This is a genomic window from Methanocaldococcus indicus (assembly GCF_049554935.1).
Lineage (GTDB): Archaea > AGJL01 > Methanococci > Methanococcales > Methanocaldococcaceae > Methanocaldococcus > Methanocaldococcus indicus.
The window spans coordinates 125,974-146,664 of sequence record NZ_CP186926.1; the positions used below are offsets into that span (position 1 = coordinate 125,974).

Here is a 20,691-nt window from a genome sequence, read left to right on the forward strand (position 1 = left end):
AATTTATAATAAATGAGGAGGAATTAAATCCTTAGATATTAAATCTGCATAAGTTTCTCTCTCTCTGATAATATAAACTCCTTTTTTAGATGTTAATATCATTCTTGGTCTTCCTCTTGCATTGTAGTTGTTTGCCATACTTATTCCATAAGCTCCAACATCAAAAATAATTATTGTATCTCCTACTTCCACTTTATCTAACTCTCTATCTTTTCCAAATATATCACTACTCTCACATAACCCTCCTGCTACACTTACAACCTCTTTCTCTCCTTTAACTTTTGCATTTATTATATGATGATATGCTTCATACATTGCTGGCCTTAACATATCATTCATTCCTGCATCAACCATAACCCACTTACATGATGTCTCTTTAATATGATGAACCTTAGTTATTAAATAGCCAGCAGTTGCTACTATACTTCTACCTGGCTCTAAAATTAGGTTAGGAATCTCAACTTTATCTTCAAACTCATATATTGTATTAATAATGGCTTTTGCATAATCTTCAACAGTAGGAATTTCCTTATCTTTGTAGTATGGAACTCCTAAACCTCCTCCTAAATTTAAATCTCTAACTTCAATTCCTTCATTTTTTAACTCAACAATAAACTCCATCATCTTTCTTGTTTCTTCAATAAATGGTGATACATCAGTTATTTGGGAGCCAATATGACAGTGTATGCCAACAAAATTAACATTCTCCATTTCCAAAGCCATTTTTATAGCTTTCTTAGCTAAATCTAATGGGAGTCCAAATTTACTCTTTTTTAAACCAGTTGAAATCTTAGGATGTGTTTTAGGATTTATATCAGGATTTACTCTAAAAGCTACATTAGCAACTTTTCCTAACTCCTTAGCAGTTTCATTAATCATAATCAATTCTGAAATAGAATCTACATTAAAAGCCCTTATCTCACTCTCTACTCCCATAACTATTTCTTCTTTTGTCTTACAATTTCCATTAAAAACTATCTTATCATTATCTACTTTTGATAACTTAGCAATATACAACTCTCCACCACTAACAACATCTGCTCCACAACCTAACTTAGTTAATAACCTTGTTATTGCTAAATTAGAATTTGCTTTATATGCATAAGCTAAAATGAAATCCTTTTTATAATCTTTAAAAGCTTTGAAATATCTTTCAGCATTTATTTTTATTTGTTCCTCTGACATAACATAAAGAGGAGTTCCAAACTTTTCAGCCAATTCTATAACATTGTAACCATCTATATGAACTACTTTATCTTTAATCTCTAATGTATCATTTCCTAAAAACATAATTTCACCTCATACTCAGTTTAAAAATATATTTTTTAATTTTTCATAAAAATTCTTACCTTTAACAAAGTATGTATATTCATCAGATTTTTTAAACATTACTATATCATCCTTTTTTATTTCCTCTTCAACTATACCATCAACTGCTATTAAAGCTGGTTTATTGCTTTTTAGCCTAACTTTTATAATATTTCTACATGATAAAACAAGAGGTCTGAAATTTAATTTAAATGGACATATTGGTGTTATTATAAAGTTGTTATTTGTTGGTTCAACTATTGGACCTCCTGCACTTAAAGAATAAGCAGTTGAACCAGTTGGAGTAGAAATAATTAATCCATCAGCTCTTAAATCATCTACCAAAGTGTCATTTACATATATCTCAAAATGCAAAATCTTAGCAGGATTCTTTGTTATTATAACTACTTCATTTAAAGCAGAAGGTAATTTCTTACTATTAATTATTGTATCTAACTTTATTCTTCTTTCTATTTCATAATCTCCTTTTATCACTTTATTAATTGCTTCCTTTGCATTCTCTTTATCAAATTCAGCTAAAAATCCAAGTTTTCCCATATTTATTGAAATTATTGGGATAGGTTCTCCATTTGCTATTCTTGCAGCTCTTAAAATAGTCCCATCTCCTCCAATTGCAACAATATGAGATATTTTTTTAATATTTATCTTTTCCTCATTAATTAGATTTTTTATATTCTCTTTAACATAACAAGGGATATTTTTGGACTTTAAATAATTTATCAAATCCTTTGCTAAATTTATTGCCTCTTTGCTATCTTCTCTAACAACAAAACCAAAAGACAATGGCTTTATAGCCCACTTATTACTAAATATTGGTAAAAGTTTTTTGTGCAATTCTTCATTAGCTATTATTAGAGAGGTTTTTGAACTAATAGATATAGGTAAATTTAGCTCTTTACCATTTTTATCTGTTATTTTTGCATTACTTTCTTTACAAATTATATAACTCCCAGCAATATCAAACAATCTTGCAGATTCATTTAAATTTATATATGCATCTAATGCTTTATTAGCTACAAAACACATCTCCAAAGATATAGAACCAAATAACCTAATTCTCCTAAATAATCTATCTTTTAACATATCTAATAGTTCATTTGATAATCCATATACAAATAGTCCAACAGATGCCTTTTTTAATTCATTAACTTTACTTACACTTAATTTTATTTTTTCATCACCTTTAATTAGATAAGCCCCTTTATTCTTAATAGCATAGAACACTTCTTTATCCTTAGTAGCTAAACTTTTTACAACTCCTAAATACACATCATTAATTGAATAGTTCTTATATAGATATTTCTCAATAAATTTTATGTCCTTATTTTTTAAGATTTTTTTGTCTTCTTCTTTAATTTTTATAATTCCAACAGATGTAGAATAGACAGGAATGTTTTTTAGTGCATTATATGTTCCATCTATTGGGTCTAATATATAGATATAGTTTATTTCATCACCTAAAACTTTTAATCCAATCTCTTCACTCAATAAAATTCCACCATACTTCTCTAAAACATTTATTGCTATATTTTCAGCTATAATATCAATCATTTTTGTTGGAGTACCATCAGCTCCAATCTTGACAGTTTTTCCAGCATTTTCCCATCCAATAATGGGCTGTATTCTCTTATCAATTTCATTTACCAATTTAAGAGCAACATCTAACATCTTTTCCCTCAGAGAGTAATAAATTATTAAACAATGAATTTGTCATTATCTTTCATTAAAAATATTTATCATGATTTTTCATTATCAAATAACTATATATACTACTTTTTTTAAAAAATAAACACTGAAAAATAGGTAATTGGGGGAGAGGTATGGAAGAGACTAATATCAAAAAAGATATATTAAGGGCATATAGATGTAATATATCTAAGGTATTAGGTTATATATTAGCTTTGTTATTAATTTTAGTCTTAGTATCTATAATAGTTTAAAGGATTAAATTATGTATATCATAATTGCTGGATTGGGAAGAGTAGGATTTACCTTAGCAAAATCCTTAGAAAAGAGAGGCCATGATTTAGTATTGATAGATATTGATAAAGAGAGATGTAAATTAGCTTCTATGGAGATTGATTGTATTGTTATAAATGGAGATTGTAGAAAATCAAAAGTTTTAGAAGATGCAGGAATTGAGGAAGCTGATATATACATTGCTGTAACTGGTAGAGAAGAAATAAATATTTTAAGTGCATTGTTGGCTAAAAACTATGGAGTTAATAAAATACTTGCAAGAATCTCTGAGATTGAGCATAAAGATATACTTGAGAAACTCAATATATTAACAATTTCCCCTGAATTAGTTGCTGCAAGTTATATAGAGAAAATGATTGAAAGACCTGGTGTTTTAGAATTGTTTGTTATTGGTAAGGGAGAGGCAGAAATATTAGAATTTGTAATTCCAGAAAGTTGTAAAGTAGCTAATAAAAAAATTAAAGAGCTTAATCCAGAAGATTATTTAATTATTGCAATATATGAAAATGGTAATTTGGAGATACCAAAAGGAGACACAGTCCTAAAAGTAGGACAAAAAGTTTTAGTTTTAGCTAAAAAGGAAAGTATTAATAAAGTAAAAGAGCTATTTTCATTAGACTGAGAAAATTTTTATTACTTTTTCTCTTAACTTGTCTATTAATATATCTTTTTTATCTTCATCTACTAAAACAATTACACAACCTCCTCCTCCAGCTCCAGTAAGTTTAGCTCCATAACTATATTTATTAGCTATTTCAACAACTTTATTTATTTTTGGAGTTGAGATATTTAACTTATCTAAAAGTATATGATTTCTATATAAAAGATTACCAAATTCTTCAAAATCATTAGTTCTATATGCAATATCTACTAAATTATCTATTTCTTTAAAAATTTCCTCTTTATTTTCTTTTTTAGCAACTTCAGTAACTAATTCAGCTGTTCTTTTTTTTCTTTCTTCAACATACAAGATTAAAAATTTACATTTCTTTAAAAAATTATTAAATCTTTTAGGAACTTCTTTTATATTATTATTTTTAATTTCTAATGCTTTCCTTAATGCTATTGTTGCAGTATCTGTCCTGCTTGCTTTTCCTTGAACTTCTTTCTCAACCAAATATGATAAATATGCTACTTCCTCATTAGAAAGATTAACATTAAAGAATTTAGATAATGCCTTTATTGTACCAACTGTTATGGATGCTGAACTACCCAATCCACAACTTATAGGAATCTCTGAATATATATCCAAAACAAATCCTTTATCTAACCTATCCAAATAATTTTCTGAAAATAGTTCAATTGCCTTTATAACATAACTAAAATCTTTATCATTAAATGTTAAATTATAATCTAATTTAATTGATTTATTTAAATTATTTAAATTAATTTTTATAGTATTTTCATTATTCTCATATATGTTAATTTTTGAATAAATGTTTATAGGGATAGATATTGCTCTATATCCATAAACAACAGCATGCTCTCCAAATAATATACATTTAGAAGGTGTTATTATCATTTTATCATCATATTCCTTAAAATTTTTAATCTTTTTATAGAAATATTGTTGTATATGTCTTTCAATATTTTTGTGTCTATATTTGCCTCTGAATTTATTATTTCCAGTTCAATAAAGTTTTCAAATTTATCATTTAGTTCAATATTTGATATAATAATAGTGTTCAATCTATTTATTAACATTAACAAAATATTCTTTATATTATCTTTATTTTCCAATTTTACAGTACTAAAAATTCCTTCTTGTTTTATTTCTTTATTTGAAATTATTGAGATATATTCAAATCCAATATCTTTTATAGCCCTAATAATATCCTCTAAATTTGTAGGTTTTTGATGACAATATAAACCAATTAAAACAAGAATATTTTTTGGATTTGTAGTATATTTCTTTAAAAATATTTTTTTGTCTTCTATGTATTCACCAAAAAATTTTATAACTAATGAATTTTTTAAGAAATTTTCTAAATCATCAATATTTATAAATTTTGTAGAATACCAGAAAGGTTTAGTAATATTTGAAAAGACATGGTTATTTATCTTTTTCTTTAATCTTAGTAAATTCCTTTTTTCAAGTAATTTATTGTATAAATCATCTAAAGAAATTTCTTTATTGAAATCTAAATCTAAAAGAATATTTATTAAATATCCTTCTTCAAAAGTCTCCAACTTAAAAAGAGCACATAGTATTGATAATTTTTTATATTCTTCATATTCTTTTACTGTATGTATTCCTAAATCCAAAGCATTGTAGTAATCTTTTGCTGTTTGGAATCCTAAGGAAATAGCTGTATAATACTCTACAGCATCTGTAAATCCTCTTTTTATGGCATCAAAGTATTCATTATAATTACCAAATCCTATTTTTAAAGCTTCTAAAAAAGTATTAAAATTGTTGAAATAGTTGTTAGTTGCAAATTTATATATATCATAATCATTAGAAACAGCTACACTTTCTTTAAATCCATTTTTTAAGTAGTATATAAGATAAACATCATCAAAATATTTCTCTACTAAATTATGTTCCTTTAAAATTTCTAAACATCCAATATATCCCAATTCCTTAGCTCTTAAATATTCTTTAACATCTTTAAATCCAGAAGTTTTGAACCTATTATATTCTTCTAATGAACCTAATGTTTTAAATATATAATATTCTTCTGCAGTAAATCCTAAAATTTTAGCTTCTATGTAGTCATATAAATTTTCAAACCCATAGGCATCAATGTAATAAATTATATTTTTATTTTCATCTACAATATAAAATATATCTATTATGTTATCTTTATATTTAAAAATTGTGTTTATTTTTAGTTTATCAACATATTCTAAAAATTTCTCTATATCATCAAGTTTTATTTTTTCATATCTGTCAAAATCTCCAAAATTTATAATTTCAATACCTATAGTCTTTATTTTCAATAGTTTGTAGTCCATTTGTGACCCAAATATTCTCTATTTTACTCCTAATTTTTTCAATATTGGACAGTTAGGAACTTCTACATTCTCAGTGTTGTATTCTTCCTTTAACATATTTATAAGTCCTTTTATGTTCTTTCCTCTACATGCCTCACATCTTACAACTATAATATTGTCATCTTCTTCAAAATCATTATCATTTTTACATACTATTTTTATTTTCATTATTCACCCTCTTTAAATATTCCACACACTATACAGAAGTTCTTTAAAATATCTGAACCATATTCAGTATGAGCTACCTCAGGATGAAATTGTACTCCATAAATCTCTTTTTCTTTATGTTTCATAGCTTCAATTTTACATATATCAGAATGAGCCAAAATCTCAAAATTTTTTGGGAGTGTTTTAACTTCATCTTTATGAGATGCCCAAGCATTAAACTCTTTTGGAATATTTTTAAATAAATCATCCTCATTATCTACATAAATCTTTGTTAATGCATACTCTTCTTTATTAGCTTTCCCTACTTCTCCCCCATAAGCTAATGCTATTAATTGATGTCCTAAACATATCCCTAATATAGGAACTTCAGCATTTAAAGCAATATCTATACAGCCCTTAGCTTTCTCAATATCTGGACCACCACTTAATATAATCCCTTTATAGTCTTTCAACTCTTCCAATGTTACTGTATTAGGCAAAATTTTTGATTTCACTCCTAAATACTTCAAACTTCTAAAAATTCTATGCACATATTGCCCTCCATTGTTTATTATTGCTATCATCTATCTCACTCCATCTCAACAACTTCAACAGGCTCTAAAGGAATATTTTTTAAAACTTTTCCAATAGTGGATTTTGCTATCCTTATAGCATGTTCTTGGTTCTCTGCATTGAACACTTTCATAGATAAAAGAACTCCAACTAATCCTGTTCTTGCAACTACTAAGACACAATCTATTAGCTCTCCACATTTAGGACATATTGTTAAACCAACATCAATATCCACATAATTTAATCCAGCTTTATTTAGCATCTTCCCTATCTGAGAGATAGCCACATTAATAGCGTCTTCTATATCATCAACATTTCTCACAATATAGGCAGCTTGTAAAGTTACATGATAATTAGGCATAGTTCTCACCTTCAACAATAAACAAATTCTTTAACTTTCTCTTCTATATTTTCACTTTCCATTATAGATGAGCCAATTAAAGCAGCATCAGTAAATTTTAAAATATACTTTAAATCTTCCTTAGTATATATACCACTTTCTCCAATTTTTATTTTATTTTTTGGGATTAGTTGAGAAAGTTTTTCAGTTGTTGATAAATCTATCTTTAATGTAGATAAATCTCTATTGTTTATTCCAATTATTTTAGCTCCAAAATCTAAGGCTAAATCTATCTCATCCTCACTATGTGTCTCAACTAAACACTCCAATCCTAAATCATCAGCATAATCTAAAAACTTTCCTAATTCATCTTTTAAAACTCTAACAATTAATAATACTGCATTAGCTCCAATTGTATGGGCAATATCTAACTGATATTTATCAATAATAAAATCTTTCATTAAAATAGGAATAGAAACAGCCTTTCTTGCTAATATTAAATTTTCATAACTACCATTAAAATAGTCTTTCTCTGTTAATACTGACAATCCTATAGCCCCTCCTCTTTCTATCTCTCTTGCAATCTCACCAACATCATTAATATTCCTAATATTTCCCTTTGAAGGTGAAGCTGGTTTTATTTCAGCTATTATTGGATTATATTTGCAGTATTTAATAAATTTTGATAATCTTAGTTTTCTCTTTTTTTCAATGTTTTCATCAACTAAATCTATTAATTTTTTTAAAATATTTTCTTTTTTTTCATTCTCTAATGACAACTTTCTCTTTAATACTATCTCTCTCAGTATCATAAGTATCCTCAGATTCCTTAATTTTCTCTATACATACATCCTTTGGAGCTAAAAGAATATGCTCATTTCCTAAGAGTATAGCACTTCCTCCCATTTTGGCAATTTCATTTTTTAATTTTGATAGTAAATCTATAAATTCATCATCAGCCTCTCTCTCAATATCTGGAATTTTACCAATAACTAAATCCCCTTTTTCAACTAATATAATAGCATTTAGAGCATCTTGCTCATTAGATATTTTACAAACTTTAATAACTATCTTATACTCTGGCTCAGGCTCAACATGTAACTCTTCTATCTCATCAATATAGTTCTCTAAATTTTCCTTTTTTTCTGGTTTAATCTTTTCATTTTTTTCTTTTTTTATACCAAATATTGCTTTTAAAAGTTCTAACACTACATTCACCTTTTTAGATATTTATATATATTGTTTATTAAGATTTCTAATCCTTCTCCAGTTTTAGCAGACACAAGAATAGGCGTATTCTTTAATCTATATTCAACATAATTTTTAACTTTTTCTATTTCCTCATAATTTAATAAATCACACTTATTAATTACAACTATTATGGGTTTTTGATATCTAAATTTTAAAAGATGATGTAATCTTTCAAAATCCCTTAATAAACCAACAGTTCCATCTACAATATGAATAATTAAGTTAGAATTATCTATTTCTTTATAACTTTTTTCCAATATTGAAGATGTTAAAGCTACTTTACCTCCTTTTTGAGTATATAATCCACCTAAATCTACAAATACAATATCTGCAAATTCTGGATTTTTCTTAGATTTCCCTATTTTAATTTTTCCCCAATACTTTTTAATAGGATTTTTTGTAGTTCCTGGAATTTCTGAGGTTAGAGATATATATCTCCCAAATAATGCATTCATTAAAGAAGATTTTCCAGCATTTTCAGGCCCAATAATTGCTATTTTAAACTCCAACTTTACCACTTATTTATTTTTTTCAATGTCTTCATAAAGTTTAGCTGCTAACTTATGACATTCTGCTAAACCTAATGCAGCAACAGCACCAACTAAACCCTCTTCTCCCTTTATTGGAATTAATTTAATATTATTTCTTAAAGCTATCTGTTTAGCTTCTTCTAAACTGACAATTTCTCTTTTAGCTTTTAATGTAAAAAGTTTCATACTCTTAGATGCAAACAATCCATTATATACTGCTATTGCTGTCTTATCAGAATAACTCTCCTTTTTTAGTATATCAACTACTTTATCAATAATCTTATCTTTGTTCTCTGGTAGTGTGGCAAAGCTCAATGCTATTGATACACAATTTTGAGTTTTATTTGGAGTTCCAGGATAGAGTTGTATTATGGTATGGTCTAAATAATATCCTAATTTTAATCTCTCTATTTCTAACCCAATTTTATGTGCTAAAACCCAAGTGGCTCCTTTCTCTTTATTGTCAGTATCATCTATACCAATAACTAACTTTTCCATTTTTGGTGTTATAACCTGACTTCTTCCTAATTTTGAGCCACCACCTTTATTTAATATTTTTATATCAACAACGTTCTCAGCTGTCTTTCTTAACTCAGCTCCAACTCCTGCCCCAGCTAAGCCAGCATAAGTAATATAAATATAGTTATTATCAACTTTAACCTCTTCAATTCCAGCAGCTGATAATGAGGGAACTAACTTTAAATTTTCTTTTCCAACTTTACAAACAAAATGATGCTTATTACCTTCTCTCCATGCAGCTAAAATTAAGGGAGATGTCTTTTTATATTGATAAACTAACCACTCAGAACCATTTGGGCAAGGATGTTCTTCAACAATCTCTACAATATTTTTCTCATAGTTATTTTCTATCATTGCAATTACTCTCTTATACATAACTATTCTACCCTAAATTTTTTAGATATTGCTCTTATTATGTCCCCATCTGAAATAATACCAACCAATTTATTATTTTTATCTAAAACAGGAAGTTGATTTATAATTTCTTTTTTATTAGGTATGTCCATCTTCATTATTGCATCTTTTATAGTTTCATCTTCATAAATAGTTATTACATCCTTTGTCATAACATCCTCAACAGTTGTCTCCAAAGAATACTTATCTTTTATTAGATTATATCCTATATCTGTTGTAGTTATTATTCCTATAACTTTTCCATTCTCTACAACTGGAAGAGAACTTATTTTATGTTTAAGCATCTTCTCAAATGCTTTAACAACTGTCTCGTCCTTACTAATTGTTATAACATCCTTTGTCATTATCTCCTTAACTTTTATATTTAAAATATCCATTGCTATCCCTTCATTATTTCCTAAACATATGTTTAAAGTCCTTATCATATAATTTAGAATAACTATAATGCTTAGGATTTAAAACATCTCCTACAATAATTAAAGCTGTTCTATTTATTCCTGACTCTTTTACTTTATTAGCAATATCTTTCAAAGTTCCAGTTATGATTTTTTCATCTGGCCATGATGCTTTATAAACAACTGCAACAGGAGTATTTTCATCATAATGTTTCTTTAAGCTTTCAACAACTTTATCAATTAATGATACTCCTAAATATATAGCCATTGTTGATTTATGCTTAGCAAGTTCTTCCAACTTTTCTCTTTCAGGAACTTTTGTTCTACCTTCTGGTCTTGTTATAATAACTGTCTGAGAAACATCTGGGAGAGTTAGCTCTATTTTTAAACTTGCTGCTGCTGCAAATAAAGAAGTAACTCCTGGAATAATTTCAACATCAATATTATGCTTTCTTAACTCATCTATTTGCTCTTTTATAGCCCCATATATTGAAGGGTCTCCCGTATGGAGCCTAACAACTTTTTTCCCTTCTTTAACACCCTTAACCATAACATTTACTATTTCATCTAAACTCATCTTTGAGCTATCATAAATTTTAGCATTCTTTTTGTTGTAGTTTAAAAGTTCTCTATTAACTAATGAGCCAGCATAGATAATAATATCTGCTTCCTCTATAGCTTTCTTACCTTTTATAGTAATAAGTTCTTTATCCCCTGGACCTGCTCCAACAATCACAACTTTATTCATAATTCCTACCACATCTAAATTGGAATAACAATAAAATTTACTAAGTAATATTTAATATAATAATGTTGATTTTTTAAATAACAAATATTATTAATATGCAAAAATATGAATATGGTGGTAATGTGCTAACTCCTTGGGAAACACCTGAAACTATAAACTATAAAAGGACTATGGAACAGTTTGGTATTAAAGAGTTTAACTTTGATTTAGACCATCACTTTTTTAGGAGAAAAATTATTTTAGGGCATAGAGATTTTGATAGGATATATAACTGTATAAAAGAGAATAAAGAGTTTGCAGTTGTTAGTGGAATGATGCCATCTGGAAAAATGCATTTTGGACATAAGATGGTTGTAGATTTAATTAAATTCTATCAAAACTATACTGATAAAATATATATCCCAATAGCTGATTTAGAGGCTTATTGGGCAAGAAATATAGATTTTGAAAAAACTAAAAATTTAGCTATAGAGGAATATATTATTAATTATGTTGCATTAGGTTTAGATATTGATAAAGCTTTTATCTATCTTCAATCAAAATATAGTAAAGTTAAGGATTTATCTTTTAGATTTGCTAAAAAAACTAATTGGAGTGAGCTTAAAGCTATATATGGTTTTGGAGGAGATACTAATATTGGACATGTATTTGCACCTCTTATACAAGTAGCTGATATTTTACATCCTGAATTTGATGAAGATTTAAATAAAAATCCTATCCCTGTTGTTGTTCCAGTTGGGTTAGACCAAGACCCTCATATAAGATTAACAAGAGATATAGCTAAAAGAGTAAAGATTATTGAGCCATCATCTACATACCATAGATTTATGAGAGGTTTATTAGGAGGAAAAATGAGTTCATCTAAGCCAGAAACAGCTATTTTCTTAACTGATGAGGAAAAAGAAGTTAAGAAGAAAATATTCTCAGCTAAAACAGGAGGAGGAAAAACATTAGAAGAGCATAAAAAGTATGGTGGAAATCCAGAGGAATGTGTTATATATGAACTATTCCTATATCACCTAATTTTAGATGATAAGGAACTTCTTAATATTTATGAAAGTTGTAAAAAAGGAGAATTAACCTGTGGAAAATGTAAAAAATTGGCTTATAATTTAGTTATTGAATTCCTAAAAAATTTAAAAGAAAAAAGAGAACAAGCAAAAGAAATTGTTAATGAGAAAATTAAAGAAGGAAAAATTTTAGTGTAGGTGATAATAACTATGAAATTTATAGTAAAAACTGGAAGGGGTTTTGAGAATATTGTGATAAATCATTTAAAAAATTTAGTTAAAGAAGATTTTAAAGCTATTCCTTCACCAGATGGATTTCATGGTGTTGTTATTGTTGAGTGTGAAAAAGATATTAGAGATAAAATTTTAGAGATTCCTGAGGTAGAGAGAGTTTTAAAAGTAGATTTTGAAGTTCCAGCAGATTTCAATTCTATTGTTAATACTGCTGAAAAAATAAAAGAATTTATAAATGAAAATGATAAATATGCCGTTGAAACAATAAAAAGAGGAGAAAAAGATTATAATTCAATAGATATAAATAAGGTTTTAGGTGCTAAAATAAAGGATTTAACAAATGCAAAGGTTGATTTAGAAAATCCTAATAAAGTTGTTTATGTTGAGATATTTAAAGATAAGGCATATATATGTATAGAAGGAAAAGATGAACTTAAAAATAGAAAATACTCAAAAGATAAATTAAATGCAAGGAAATTATTTAAAAAGGTTGTTGTTGTTCAAATGCCATATTTGGGTGAAAAGAAGGTATGTAGAAAATTTGGAGAGGCTATTGGAAGAGCAGCTCAGGCATTTGAAATTAGAGAGCTCATTATTGCTCCAAAAGAGAAGGTAGATGCTTATGAACTAATGGAATTTTTAAAAGGTGTGAAAGTAGGACAAGAATCAAGGTATGATATACAAAAAAGAGCTTATCCTTTTGACATAAAGAAAGTTAAAGTTTCTGTCCAAGATTTATATCAGGTTGTTAGAGATAAAAGAAGGAAAAATAGATTAATTATTATTACTGACCCAAAAGGAGATGAGATATATAAAGTGAAAAATAAACTTTTAAAAGATTTAGAAAGAAAAAGAGAAATATTAGTTTTATGTGGTTCAAGAGAAGGGATTCCAAGAGGTTTGTTTAGATTTGCTGATTATGTCTTAGATTTAGCTCCAAAAATGACCTTTGCTACTGAACATACTATTCCAACAGCTTTAACTGCTTTATTCACAATATATAGTGAGAAGTTTGAGAATAATGATAACAAAAAATAAGTTAGATACTATACTGAAAATATTGGATATTGTATTTACAGTAGAAATTATTGTATCATTTATCCTTTCAACATACAATTTTGAATATAGCAACATACTAATATTTTTTGATTATATCTCAATATCTTATTTTACATTTATGTTCTTCTATAACTTAGTTAGAGAAAAAAATAAAATTAATTTTTTTAGGAATATATATAATATAATTGATGGTATTGTTGTTTTTGCATTTGTTTTATACACTCTACAAATATTTTCATCAAAGGCATTTATTGGTTTGAGAGTTATTAATTTACTTAGGATATTAGTTATCCTTAGAGTAATTAAGCTTAGAAATATACAGTATCCAGAGATTATGAACTTTATTACAATACTTATAATATGTTTTATAAGCTCATGTTTTATCTGGATATCAGAAAGTGGCAAAAATCCTAAAATTCATAATTTTTTTGATGCATTCTATTTTACAACTATATCTATAACAACAGTGGGATATGGAGATATAACTCCTGTAACTACTGAGGGAAAATTAATAATTATATTCTCAGTTTTAATATTCATATCTGGGCTATTAACAACATTACAAAAAGCTCTACAAAAGTAAATAATAATTTTATGGCCAAGTTATTAGTTTAGGAACTTCTGGGAGTTTTTTAATTTTTTTCTTTATTATTGGATGCCAATCATCAAAGTTAAATCCATATTGAGAGAGATAACCAACAACCCATCTTGTTAATCCATATCCTGTACATCCTGTCCAAACTTTTCTATTCTTATAATCTTTAATTTTAAATCCTTCCACAAAGTGAGTTCCATGGACATTGGCAGATGTTACTGCCACGCCTTTTTTTTCATTGTATTTCTTTATATAGTAAGGTAAAGCTAACCTCATCTCATACTTTGGGACATCTGGAAACTCTATATCTCTTTCCTCTTTTTTTCTACCTTCTAAATAAAATGGGTCATCTCCCACCTCTACCCAATACTCTAAATCTAATTCCTCAGCTAACTCTTCTCCTACTTTTAAAGTTTTGTCTCTTATTTCTTCAACTACTTCTGGTTTTCCAATCCAAATACACTCTACTCTTAAAAATTCATTTACTCTATCTAATCCTCTTGCTCCACCACCTTCCCATCTATATGTCCATCCACTTCTATCAAAAAACATTATTGGTTTATCAACATCTATAACCTCTTTCTCAAACAACTGATAGAATGGCTCACATTGTGCAGGAGCTAAAACATAACTTGGGTCTCTTAATAAATTTTTTAATTTTTGTATTGGTATCTCTTTTTTAATTATCATCTCATTAACAAAGTCTTCAAAAAGTTCAGGCTCTCTTTTTGGAGGTGAAACATAGTACATTCCTTCTGGTAAGCCCTCCAAATACCTCATCTTATACATAACTTCTAATGGTATTAGCTTAGGTAGTAGAACTTCTACAAAACCTATCTTTTTAATTTTTTCAACTAATAACTCTTCAAAAGCTCTTAATAAGGATGTTATTGGTGGAAGATATATCCACTGTCCTCTTCCAGGAAACTTTTTAACCCATCCAAGTTTTTCAGCTACATCAGTTGGGTCTTCAAAGAACTTAAACTCTCTACTTGGTTTATATTCTTTAACAACTGTTCCAGGAGGAATCTTACAAACCTTTGATGTTAAATCCTCTTTCTCTAATTCTTCTCTAACAAATTTTATAGCTCTATCTATAATGTTTCTTTTTAAATCTCCCTCTTCTAAATTTTCAAAAATTAATATTATCTTGTTATCTAATATCTCACTTTTACATTCTGGGACATTTAATTTTTTGAGATTTTTTATTTTATTATCTTCAATCTCAATAATATATTTATCTACAACAACCTTCCTAACTCCAATTTTAAAATCTTTTCCTAATTTTTGAGCTAATGCTTTTTTTAATCTTATTATAGCATCATGTGCCCTACTATATCTCCCAGAGACAATATTTAAAAATAGTTCTTTTCCACAAATATTATAATCAACTATTTTAGATGCTTCTTCCTCTTTACCTTTTGGAACACCTTTTAAAAATAACTCAGATGAATTTTTTAAAATCTCCTCAATTGCTGCTTTTACTTCTTCATTATCAATATCTTTACTAAAAATTATTTTTCCATTTAAATTAAATTTCATCTCCATATTTAACCCATATCTTAGTTTTTGTCTAAGGATAAAATAAATTTAACAAATATATACCTTTTTATTATAAATTTGTATATTTAAATATATAAATATAAAAAATAATATTATCAATGTAATATATAACAATTATTATTAAACAAACTAAAAATAGCCATATTCTTTATTATTTTATTTTTTAGCTAACCGTTCATTTTGGGCCGGACATAAGCCCTTAGCGCCCTTTCAGTGTCTGGATACTCTGCTGGGCCTCGGGCTCTTAGTGCCGGCAGGCTGAACGCCTCGCCTTATCGGCTCGGCGCTTACACCCCCGGCCTATCCACCCCATCTTCTATGGGTGCCCTCTCGGCCGCCTATTTTCGGGGCGGGTTTCGGGCTTAGATGCCTTCAGCCCTTATCCCTTAGCGCGTAGCTGCCCGGCAATGCCTTGCCAGACAACCGGTAGACCAGAGGCGCCGGCGGCTCGTTCCTCTCGTACTAGAGCCACCTTCCCCTCAGGCGGCCAACACCCCCAGCAGATAGCAACCAACCTGTCTCACGACGGTTTAAACCCAGCTCACGATCCCCTTTAATGGGCGAACAGCCCCACCCTTGGGCCCTGCTGCAGGCCCAGGATGGGAAGAGCCGACATCGATGTAGCAAGCCGCGGGGTCGATATGGGCTCTTGCCCGCGACAACTCTGTTATCCCCGGGGTAGCTTTTCTGTTATCCCTGGCCCCCATCGGTGAGGCACAGGGGTTCGCTAGGCCCGGCTTTCGCCTCGGGGTTGGCCTCTTTTACCAACCCCGTCAGGCCGGCTTTTGCCCTTGCACTCAACGGCGGAGTTCTGACCCGCCTGAGCCGACCTTTGGGCCCCCCTGATGCCTTTTCAGGGGGGTGCCGCCCCAGCCAAACTGCCCACCTGCCGGTGTCCCCCCTCTCGGGGGTTAGGGACGTGGCCATGGGTGGGTGGTGTCCCATGGGCGGCTCCACCGCCCCCGGAGGGGCGGCTTCGACGCCTCCCACCTACGCTGTGCACCCACAGCCACGCCCCAACGACAGGCTGCAGTAAAGCTCCACGGGGTCTTCGCTTCCCGCTGGGGGTCTCCGGCCTTTGCACCGGAATGGTAGGTTCACCGGGCCCCGGCCTGGGACAGTGCGGGTCTCGTTACGCCATTCATGCAGGTCGGAACTTACCCGACAAGGAATTTCGCTACCTTAAGAGGGTTATAGTTACCCCCGCCGTTTACCGGCGCTTCGCCCGGTTGTACCCGGGTTTCACGTACCGGCACTGGGCAGGCGTCGGCCTTGGTACACACCCTTACGGGCTAGCCAAGACCTGTGTTTTTATTAAACAGTCGGACCCGCCTGGCCACTGCGACCTGCGGTCCCGTTAAGGACCGCAGGCACCCCTTCTCCCGAAGTTACGGGGCCAATTTGCCGAGTTCCCTAGGCCGGGTTCCCCCGACACGCCTTAGGATACTCGCCTAGGGGCACCTGTGTCGGTTCTGGGTACGGTCACCGGGAATCCTTGCCCACTCCCTTTTCACGGGCTCCAGGGCTCAGCCGAAGCCCCCTTTCGGGGGCCCCATCAGGCTTTTGCCCGGTTCTCGCCATTACGGCACTCCCCGGGCTTATACCCTTGGCCACCCTGGCAAGGGTGGTCGGCCTACCCCGAAGCGTCGGAAGTGGGCCCTGCGTTGCCGCACGTATCCCGGTGGCACGGGAATATTAACCCGTTTCCCTTTCCCCTCAAGGGAATTACCCCGAGGGTTAGGACCGGCTAACCCACGGCTGACGACCATAGCCGTGGAAACCTTGCCCCTTCGGCGATGGGGATTTTCACCCCACTTTGCTGTTACTACTGCCGGGATTCTCGTTCCCACGAGGTCCACTCGTCCTCACGGACGAGCTTCTACCCTCGCGGGACGCCCCCCTACCGGATCTCCTTTCGGAGCCCCCGGGTCTCGGCGGCCGGCTTAGCCCCCGTTATCTTCGGGGCCCTCGACCTCGGCGGGTGAGCTGTTACGCACTCTTTAAAGGATGGCTGCTTCTAAGCCAACCTCCCCGCTGTCTTAGGCCGAGGACACCCTTCTCATTTACACTTAGCCGGCACTTAGGGGCCTTAACCCGGGTCCGGGTTGTTCCCCTCTCGGACGTACGGCTTACCCGTACGCCCTCACTCGGAGGCTTCGGCGATGACGGGTTCGGAGTTGGACTGGGTGCCGAGGGCTCTCGCCCCCTAAACACCCAATCCGTAGCTCTACCCCGCCATCTACCTAACCTCCGGCTGACCTGCGAGTCATTTCGGGGGGAACCAGCTATCTCCGGGCTCGATTGGCATTTCACCCCTAGACCAGGGTCAGAGGAGCACTTTGAAAGGTAACACCCCTGCGGGCCTCCACCCCCCTTATGGGGGGCTTCACCCTGCCCTGGCCTAGATCGCCCGGTTTCGGGTCGTACGAGTGTGGCTCCAGGCCCTTAAGACCTCGCCCCTCGCCCATAAGGGCTGCGGGCATGTCGGTTTCCCTACGCCTTCGGCCTTTAAGGCCTTAGACTCGCCACACCCGTACACTCCCCGGCCCGTTTTTCGAAACGGACGACATGACCCCGGCATACCTCCCCTCGTACTCCTCCCTCACGGGAGTTTCCTTCGGGGAGGTTACCTTGAGGGCCATGCCATTCTCTACCCACCTGGTTTCAGGCTCTTTTCACCCCCCGTCAGGGGTGCTTTTCAGCTTTCCCTCACGGTACTAGTGCGCTATCGGTCTCGGGACGTATTTAGGGTTGGAGGCCTAATGTCCCCCAGCTTCCCGCGCGATATCCAACGCGCGGTACTCAGGGACATCCCTAAATCCCCAACCGGTTACGCCTACGGGGCTATCACCCTCTATGGCGCCCCATTCCAGGGGACTTCGGCTTCCCGGTGGGGATTTTTTGGGAGCCCTGCAACACCACATCCCCCTACTCTTACGAGCAGGGGTTCAGTTTGCCCTGTGCCGCTTTCCCTCGCCGGTACTTACGGCATCCCGGTTGGTTTCTTTTCCTGCGGGTACTCGGATGTTTCTTTTCCCCGCGTTCCCGCTCCTTACGGAGCGCCCCGAAGGGCAGGAAGTCCCATTCGGGAATCCCGGGATCTAAGGCTGCTTGCGCCTCCCCCGGGCTTATCGCAGCTTGCCACGCCCTTCGTCGGCGCCCGAGCCGAGCCATCCACCAGGTGGGCCAACGGCCCAGCAGAGTATCCAGATTTCACCAGGGCGCTAAGGGCTTATGCCCGGCCCTCATCTTTTATCGGGCCCTTCACCCACAACTTTTTAAAGTTGTGGGCTGCATTTATTTTTTTAGTGGACCCGGTGGGATTTGAACCCACGGCCTCCGGCTTGCAAGGCCGGCGCTCTCCCAGCTGAGCTACGGGCCCACTAATCCTATGAGGCAAGCCCCTCGCTTGGGTTTTCGGTGTCCCTACTGTAAGCCAGCCCAAATTTTTTCTCAGGAGGTGATCCAGCCGCAGGTTCCCCTACGGCTACCTTGTTACGACTTCACCCCCCTCGCCGAACCCAAGTTCGACCCCGCCCTTTCGGACGAGGCCTCACTTGGGCTCGACTCGGGTGGTGTGACGGGCGGTGTGTGCAAGGAGCAGGGACGCATTCACCGCGCCATGGTGAGGCGCGATTACTACGGATTCCGGCTTCACGAGGGCGAGTTACAGCCCTCGATCCGGACTACGACCGGGTTTAGGGGATTTGCTACCCCTTTCGGGGTCGCAACCCACTGTCCCGGCCATTGTAGCCCGCGTGTAGCCCAGGGGATTCGGGGCATGCGGACCTGTCGTTGCCCGCACCTTCCTCCGCCTTTTCGGCGGCGGTCCCCCATGAGTGCCCTTCCCCCGGAGGGGAAGGTAGCAACATGGGGCACGGGTCTCGCTCGTTACCTGACTTAACAGGACGCCTCACGGTACGAGCTGACGACGGCCATGCACCACCTCTCGGCGCGTCTGGCAAGGTCGTCAACCTGGCCTTCATCCTGCCGTCGCCCCTGGTGAGATTCCCGGCGTTGAATCCAATTAAACCGCAGGCTCCACCCGTTGTAGTGCTCCCCCGCCAATTCCTTTAAGTTTCAGTCTTGCGACCGTACTCCCCAGGCGGCGGACTTAACGGCTTCCCTTCGGCACTGCGTGCCCCCGAAGGGCACGCAATACCTAGTCCGCAGAGTTTACAGCCGGGACTACCCGGGTATCTAATCCGGTTTGCTCCCCCGGCCTTCGTCCCTCACCGTCGGACCCGTTCCAGCCGGGCGCCTTCGCCACAGGTGGTCCTCCAGGGATCAACGCATTTCACCGCTACCCCTGGAGTACCCCCGGCCTCTCCCGGTCCCAAGCCCAGCAGTATCCCCGCCAGCCCCGCGGTTAAGCCGCGGGATTTAAGCAGGGACTTACTGGGCCGGCTACGGACGCTTTAGGCCCAATAACAGTGGCCACCACTTGGGCCGCCGGTATTACCGCGGCTGCTGGCACCGGACTTGCCCAGCCCTTATTCCCGGAGCTGTTTACACTCCGGAAAAGCCCTACCAGAGGCAGGGCACTCGGGGTCCCCCCGTCACGCTTTCGCGCATTGCGGAGGTTTCGCGCCTGCTGCGCCCCGTAGGGCCTGGACCCGTGTCTCAGTGTCCATCTCCGGGCTCCCCCTCTCAGGGCCCGTACGGATCGTAGGCTTGGTGGGCCGTTACCCCACCAACTACCTAATCCGCCGCGGCCCCATCCTCGGGCGGCACGAGGCCTTTCGGGGAGGGATCGTTCCAGACCTCCTCCCCTATGGAGGATTAGCCTCAGTTTCCCGAGGTTATCCCCCACCCGAGGGTAGGTTAGCCACGTGTTACTGAGCCGTTCGCCGGTGTCCCCGAAGGGACCCCATGACTCGCATGGCTTAGTCGGACCCCGATAGCAGTGGCCTCCGGCAGGATCAACCGGAATTAAGTGGAGTACGGCCGCAAGAAAGGAAAGACCTTTCTTGCGGGGGCTGGCTTACAGTAGGGATTTCACCAGCC

18 protein-coding genes, 1 tRNA gene and 2 rRNA genes are annotated in these 20,691 nt (G+C 35.4%); 4 read left to right on the forward strand and 17 right to left on the reverse strand.

The features are described from left to right. Window positions 1-3: 3 nt before the first annotated feature. The gene (gene lysA, locus ACPB8Q_RS00740) at window positions 4-1,290 is read right to left on the reverse strand and encodes a diaminopimelate decarboxylase (protein WP_423792760.1); all 1,287 of its coding nucleotides are present in this window, start codon (window positions 1,288-1,290) and stop codon (window positions 4-6) included. A 15-nt stretch (window positions 1,291-1,305) separates the two neighbouring features. Continuing rightward, window positions 1,306-2,997 (reverse strand): bifunctional NADP phosphatase/NAD kinase, encoded by a 1,692-nt coding sequence (locus tag ACPB8Q_RS00745; protein ID WP_423792761.1) that lies wholly within the window; start codon window positions 2,995-2,997, stop codon window positions 1,306-1,308. 283 nt (window positions 2,998-3,280) lie between these two features. On the opposite strand from ACPB8Q_RS00745, the gene ACPB8Q_RS00750 reads away from it, so the two are divergent. Beyond that, window positions 3,281-3,931, forward strand: a complete 651-nt coding sequence (locus tag ACPB8Q_RS00750) for a potassium channel family protein (protein ID WP_423792762.1) — start codon at window positions 3,281-3,283, stop codon at window positions 3,929-3,931. On the opposite strand, the gene mvk is transcribed toward ACPB8Q_RS00750, so the two are convergent. The 11 genes from mvk to cobM are packed head-to-tail and all read right to left on the reverse strand — an operon-like array spanning window position 3,923 to window position 11,223. Beyond that, window positions 3,923-4,831: a mevalonate kinase family protein gene (gene mvk / locus ACPB8Q_RS00755; RefSeq protein ID WP_423792763.1), complete on the reverse strand. Its 909-nt coding sequence runs from the start codon at window positions 4,829-4,831 to the stop codon at window positions 3,923-3,925. The two genes, ACPB8Q_RS00750 and mvk, sit on opposite strands and share 9 nt — an antisense overlap. Further along, window positions 4,828-6,267 carry a hypothetical protein gene (locus ACPB8Q_RS00760; RefSeq protein ID WP_423792764.1) on the reverse strand — a complete coding sequence of 480 codons (1,440 nt, stop codon included), beginning with the start codon at window positions 6,265-6,267 and terminating at the stop codon, window positions 4,828-4,830. The genes mvk and ACPB8Q_RS00760 overlap by 4 nt, the downstream gene beginning before the upstream one ends. 18 nt (window positions 6,268-6,285) lie before the next feature. Next, window positions 6,286-6,474, reverse strand: coding sequence for a hypothetical protein (locus tag ACPB8Q_RS00765; protein ID WP_423792765.1), 189 nt, complete (start codon window positions 6,472-6,474; stop codon window positions 6,286-6,288). Beyond that, entirely contained in the window at window positions 6,474-7,037 is a 564-nt protein-coding gene (locus ACPB8Q_RS00770) for a GMP synthase subunit A (protein ID WP_423792766.1), read from the reverse strand. Before ACPB8Q_RS00770 ends, ACPB8Q_RS00765 begins: the two co-directional genes overlap by 1 nt. A gap of 5 nt (window positions 7,038-7,042) precedes the next feature. Beyond that, entirely contained in the window at window positions 7,043-7,387 is a 345-nt protein-coding gene (locus tag ACPB8Q_RS00775) for a DUF555 domain-containing protein (protein WP_423792767.1), read from the reverse strand. Window positions 7,388-7,398: 11 nt separating this feature from the next. Then, window positions 7,399-8,178 carry an indole-3-glycerol phosphate synthase TrpC gene (locus ACPB8Q_RS00780; protein WP_423792768.1) on the reverse strand — a complete coding sequence of 260 codons (780 nt, stop codon included), beginning with the start codon at window positions 8,176-8,178 and terminating at the stop codon, window positions 7,399-7,401. Then, window positions 8,129-8,575: a cell division protein SepF gene (locus ACPB8Q_RS00785; protein ID WP_423792769.1), complete on the reverse strand. Its 447-nt coding sequence runs from the start codon at window positions 8,573-8,575 to the stop codon at window positions 8,129-8,131. The genes ACPB8Q_RS00780 and ACPB8Q_RS00785 overlap by 50 nt, the downstream gene beginning before the upstream one ends. Window positions 8,576-8,580: 5 nt before the next feature. Continuing rightward, complete coding sequence (locus ACPB8Q_RS00790) at window positions 8,581-9,135, reverse strand: Era-like GTP-binding protein (RefSeq protein WP_423792770.1); 555 nt, start codon at window positions 9,133-9,135, stop codon at window positions 8,581-8,583. Beyond that, window positions 9,136-10,041, reverse strand: a complete 906-nt coding sequence (gene mmp11 / locus ACPB8Q_RS00795; RefSeq protein WP_423792771.1) for a methanogenesis marker protein 11 — start codon at window positions 10,039-10,041, stop codon at window positions 9,136-9,138. A 2-nt stretch (window positions 10,042-10,043) separates the two neighbouring features. Further along, window positions 10,044-10,505 carry a CBS domain-containing protein gene (locus ACPB8Q_RS00800; protein WP_423792772.1) on the reverse strand — a complete coding sequence of 154 codons (462 nt, stop codon included), beginning with the start codon at window positions 10,503-10,505 and terminating at the stop codon, window positions 10,044-10,046. Next, complete coding sequence (gene cobM, locus ACPB8Q_RS00805) at window positions 10,471-11,223, reverse strand: cobalt-precorrin-4/precorrin-4 C(11)-methyltransferase (protein ID WP_423792773.1); 753 nt, start codon at window positions 11,221-11,223, stop codon at window positions 10,471-10,473. Before cobM ends, ACPB8Q_RS00800 begins: the two co-directional genes overlap by 35 nt. 95 nt (window positions 11,224-11,318) lie before the next feature. On the opposite strand from cobM, the gene ACPB8Q_RS00810 reads away from it, so the two are divergent. From ACPB8Q_RS00810 to ACPB8Q_RS00820, 3 genes are read left to right on the forward strand one after another with little or no spacing between them, the layout of a single operon-like run. Further along, a complete protein-coding gene (locus ACPB8Q_RS00810) occupies window positions 11,319-12,431 on the forward strand; it encodes a tryptophan--tRNA ligase (protein ID WP_423792774.1) in 1,113 nt (370 codons plus the stop codon). Window positions 12,432-12,443: 12 nt separating this feature from the next. Beyond that, window positions 12,444-13,505: an SPOUT family RNA methylase gene (locus ACPB8Q_RS00815; protein WP_423792775.1), complete on the forward strand. Its 1,062-nt coding sequence runs from the start codon at window positions 12,444-12,446 to the stop codon at window positions 13,503-13,505. Then, window positions 13,489-14,109: an ion transporter gene (locus ACPB8Q_RS00820; protein WP_423793454.1), complete on the forward strand. Its 621-nt coding sequence runs from the start codon at window positions 13,489-13,491 to the stop codon at window positions 14,107-14,109. Before ACPB8Q_RS00815 ends, ACPB8Q_RS00820 begins: the two co-directional genes overlap by 17 nt. A 9-nt stretch (window positions 14,110-14,118) precedes the next feature. On the opposite strand, the gene serS is transcribed toward ACPB8Q_RS00820, so the two are convergent. From serS to ACPB8Q_RS00840, 4 genes are all read right to left on the reverse strand, one after another. Beyond that, window positions 14,119-15,663 carry a serine--tRNA ligase gene (serS, locus tag ACPB8Q_RS00825; RefSeq protein WP_423793455.1) on the reverse strand — a complete coding sequence of 515 codons (1,545 nt, stop codon included), beginning with the start codon at window positions 15,661-15,663 and terminating at the stop codon, window positions 14,119-14,121. Between the two features lie 246 nt (window positions 15,664-15,909). Then, window positions 15,910-18,886, reverse strand: a 23S ribosomal RNA gene (locus ACPB8Q_RS00830). A gap of 107 nt (window positions 18,887-18,993) precedes the next feature. Next, window positions 18,994-19,066: transfer RNA gene (locus ACPB8Q_RS00835), tRNA-Ala, on the reverse strand. A gap of 73 nt (window positions 19,067-19,139) precedes the next feature. Then, window positions 19,140-20,617, reverse strand: a 16S ribosomal RNA gene (locus ACPB8Q_RS00840). Together the 16S and 23S rRNA genes with 1 tRNA gene alongside form the textbook arrangement of a ribosomal RNA operon. Between the last annotated feature and the right edge of the window lie 74 nt (window positions 20,618-20,691).

Bases quoted from the DNA above. Each gene is read 5' to 3' on its own strand.
- lysA (WP_423792760.1), bottom strand. From the start codon at position 1,290: ATGTTTTTAGGAAATGATACATTAGAGATTAAAGATAAAGTAGTTCAT.
- ACPB8Q_RS00745 (WP_423792761.1), bottom strand. From the start codon at position 2,997: ATGTTAGATGTTGCTCTTAAATTGGTAAATGAAATTGATAAGAGAATA.
- ACPB8Q_RS00750 (WP_423792762.1), top strand. From the start codon at position 3,281: ATGTATATCATAATTGCTGGATTGGGAAGAGTAGGATTTACCTTAGCA.
- mvk (WP_423792763.1), bottom strand. From the start codon at position 4,831: ATGATAATAACACCTTCTAAATGTATATTATTTGGAGAGCATGCTGTT.
- ACPB8Q_RS00760 (WP_423792764.1), bottom strand. From the start codon at position 6,267: ATGGACTACAAACTATTGAAAATAAAGACTATAGGTATTGAAATTATA.
- ACPB8Q_RS00765 (WP_423792765.1), bottom strand. From the start codon at position 6,474: ATGAAAATAAAAATAGTATGTAAAAATGATAATGATTTTGAAGAAGAT.
- ACPB8Q_RS00770 (WP_423792766.1), bottom strand. From the start codon at position 7,037: ATGATAGCAATAATAAACAATGGAGGGCAATATGTGCATAGAATTTTT.
- ACPB8Q_RS00775 (WP_423792767.1), bottom strand. From the start codon at position 7,387: ATGCCTAATTATCATGTAACTTTACAAGCTGCCTATATTGTGAGAAAT.
- ACPB8Q_RS00780 (WP_423792768.1), bottom strand. From the start codon at position 8,178: ATGATACTGAGAGAGATAGTATTAAAGAGAAAGTTGTCATTAGAGAAT.
- mmp11 (WP_423792771.1), bottom strand. From the start codon at position 10,041: ATGTATAAGAGAGTAATTGCAATGATAGAAAATAACTATGAGAAAAAT.
- ACPB8Q_RS00800 (WP_423792772.1), bottom strand. From the start codon at position 10,505: ATGATAAGGACTTTAAACATATGTTTAGGAAATAATGAAGGGATAGCA.
- cobM (WP_423792773.1), bottom strand. From the start codon at position 11,223: ATGAATAAAGTTGTGATTGTTGGAGCAGGTCCAGGGGATAAAGAACTT.
- ACPB8Q_RS00810 (WP_423792774.1), top strand. From the start codon at position 11,319: ATGCAAAAATATGAATATGGTGGTAATGTGCTAACTCCTTGGGAAACA.
- ACPB8Q_RS00815 (WP_423792775.1), top strand. From the start codon at position 12,444: ATGAAATTTATAGTAAAAACTGGAAGGGGTTTTGAGAATATTGTGATA.
- ACPB8Q_RS00820 (WP_423793454.1), top strand. From the start codon at position 13,489: ATGATAACAAAAAATAAGTTAGATACTATACTGAAAATATTGGATATT.
- serS (WP_423793455.1), bottom strand. From the start codon at position 15,663: ATGAAATTTAATTTAAATGGAAAAATAATTTTTAGTAAAGATATTGAT.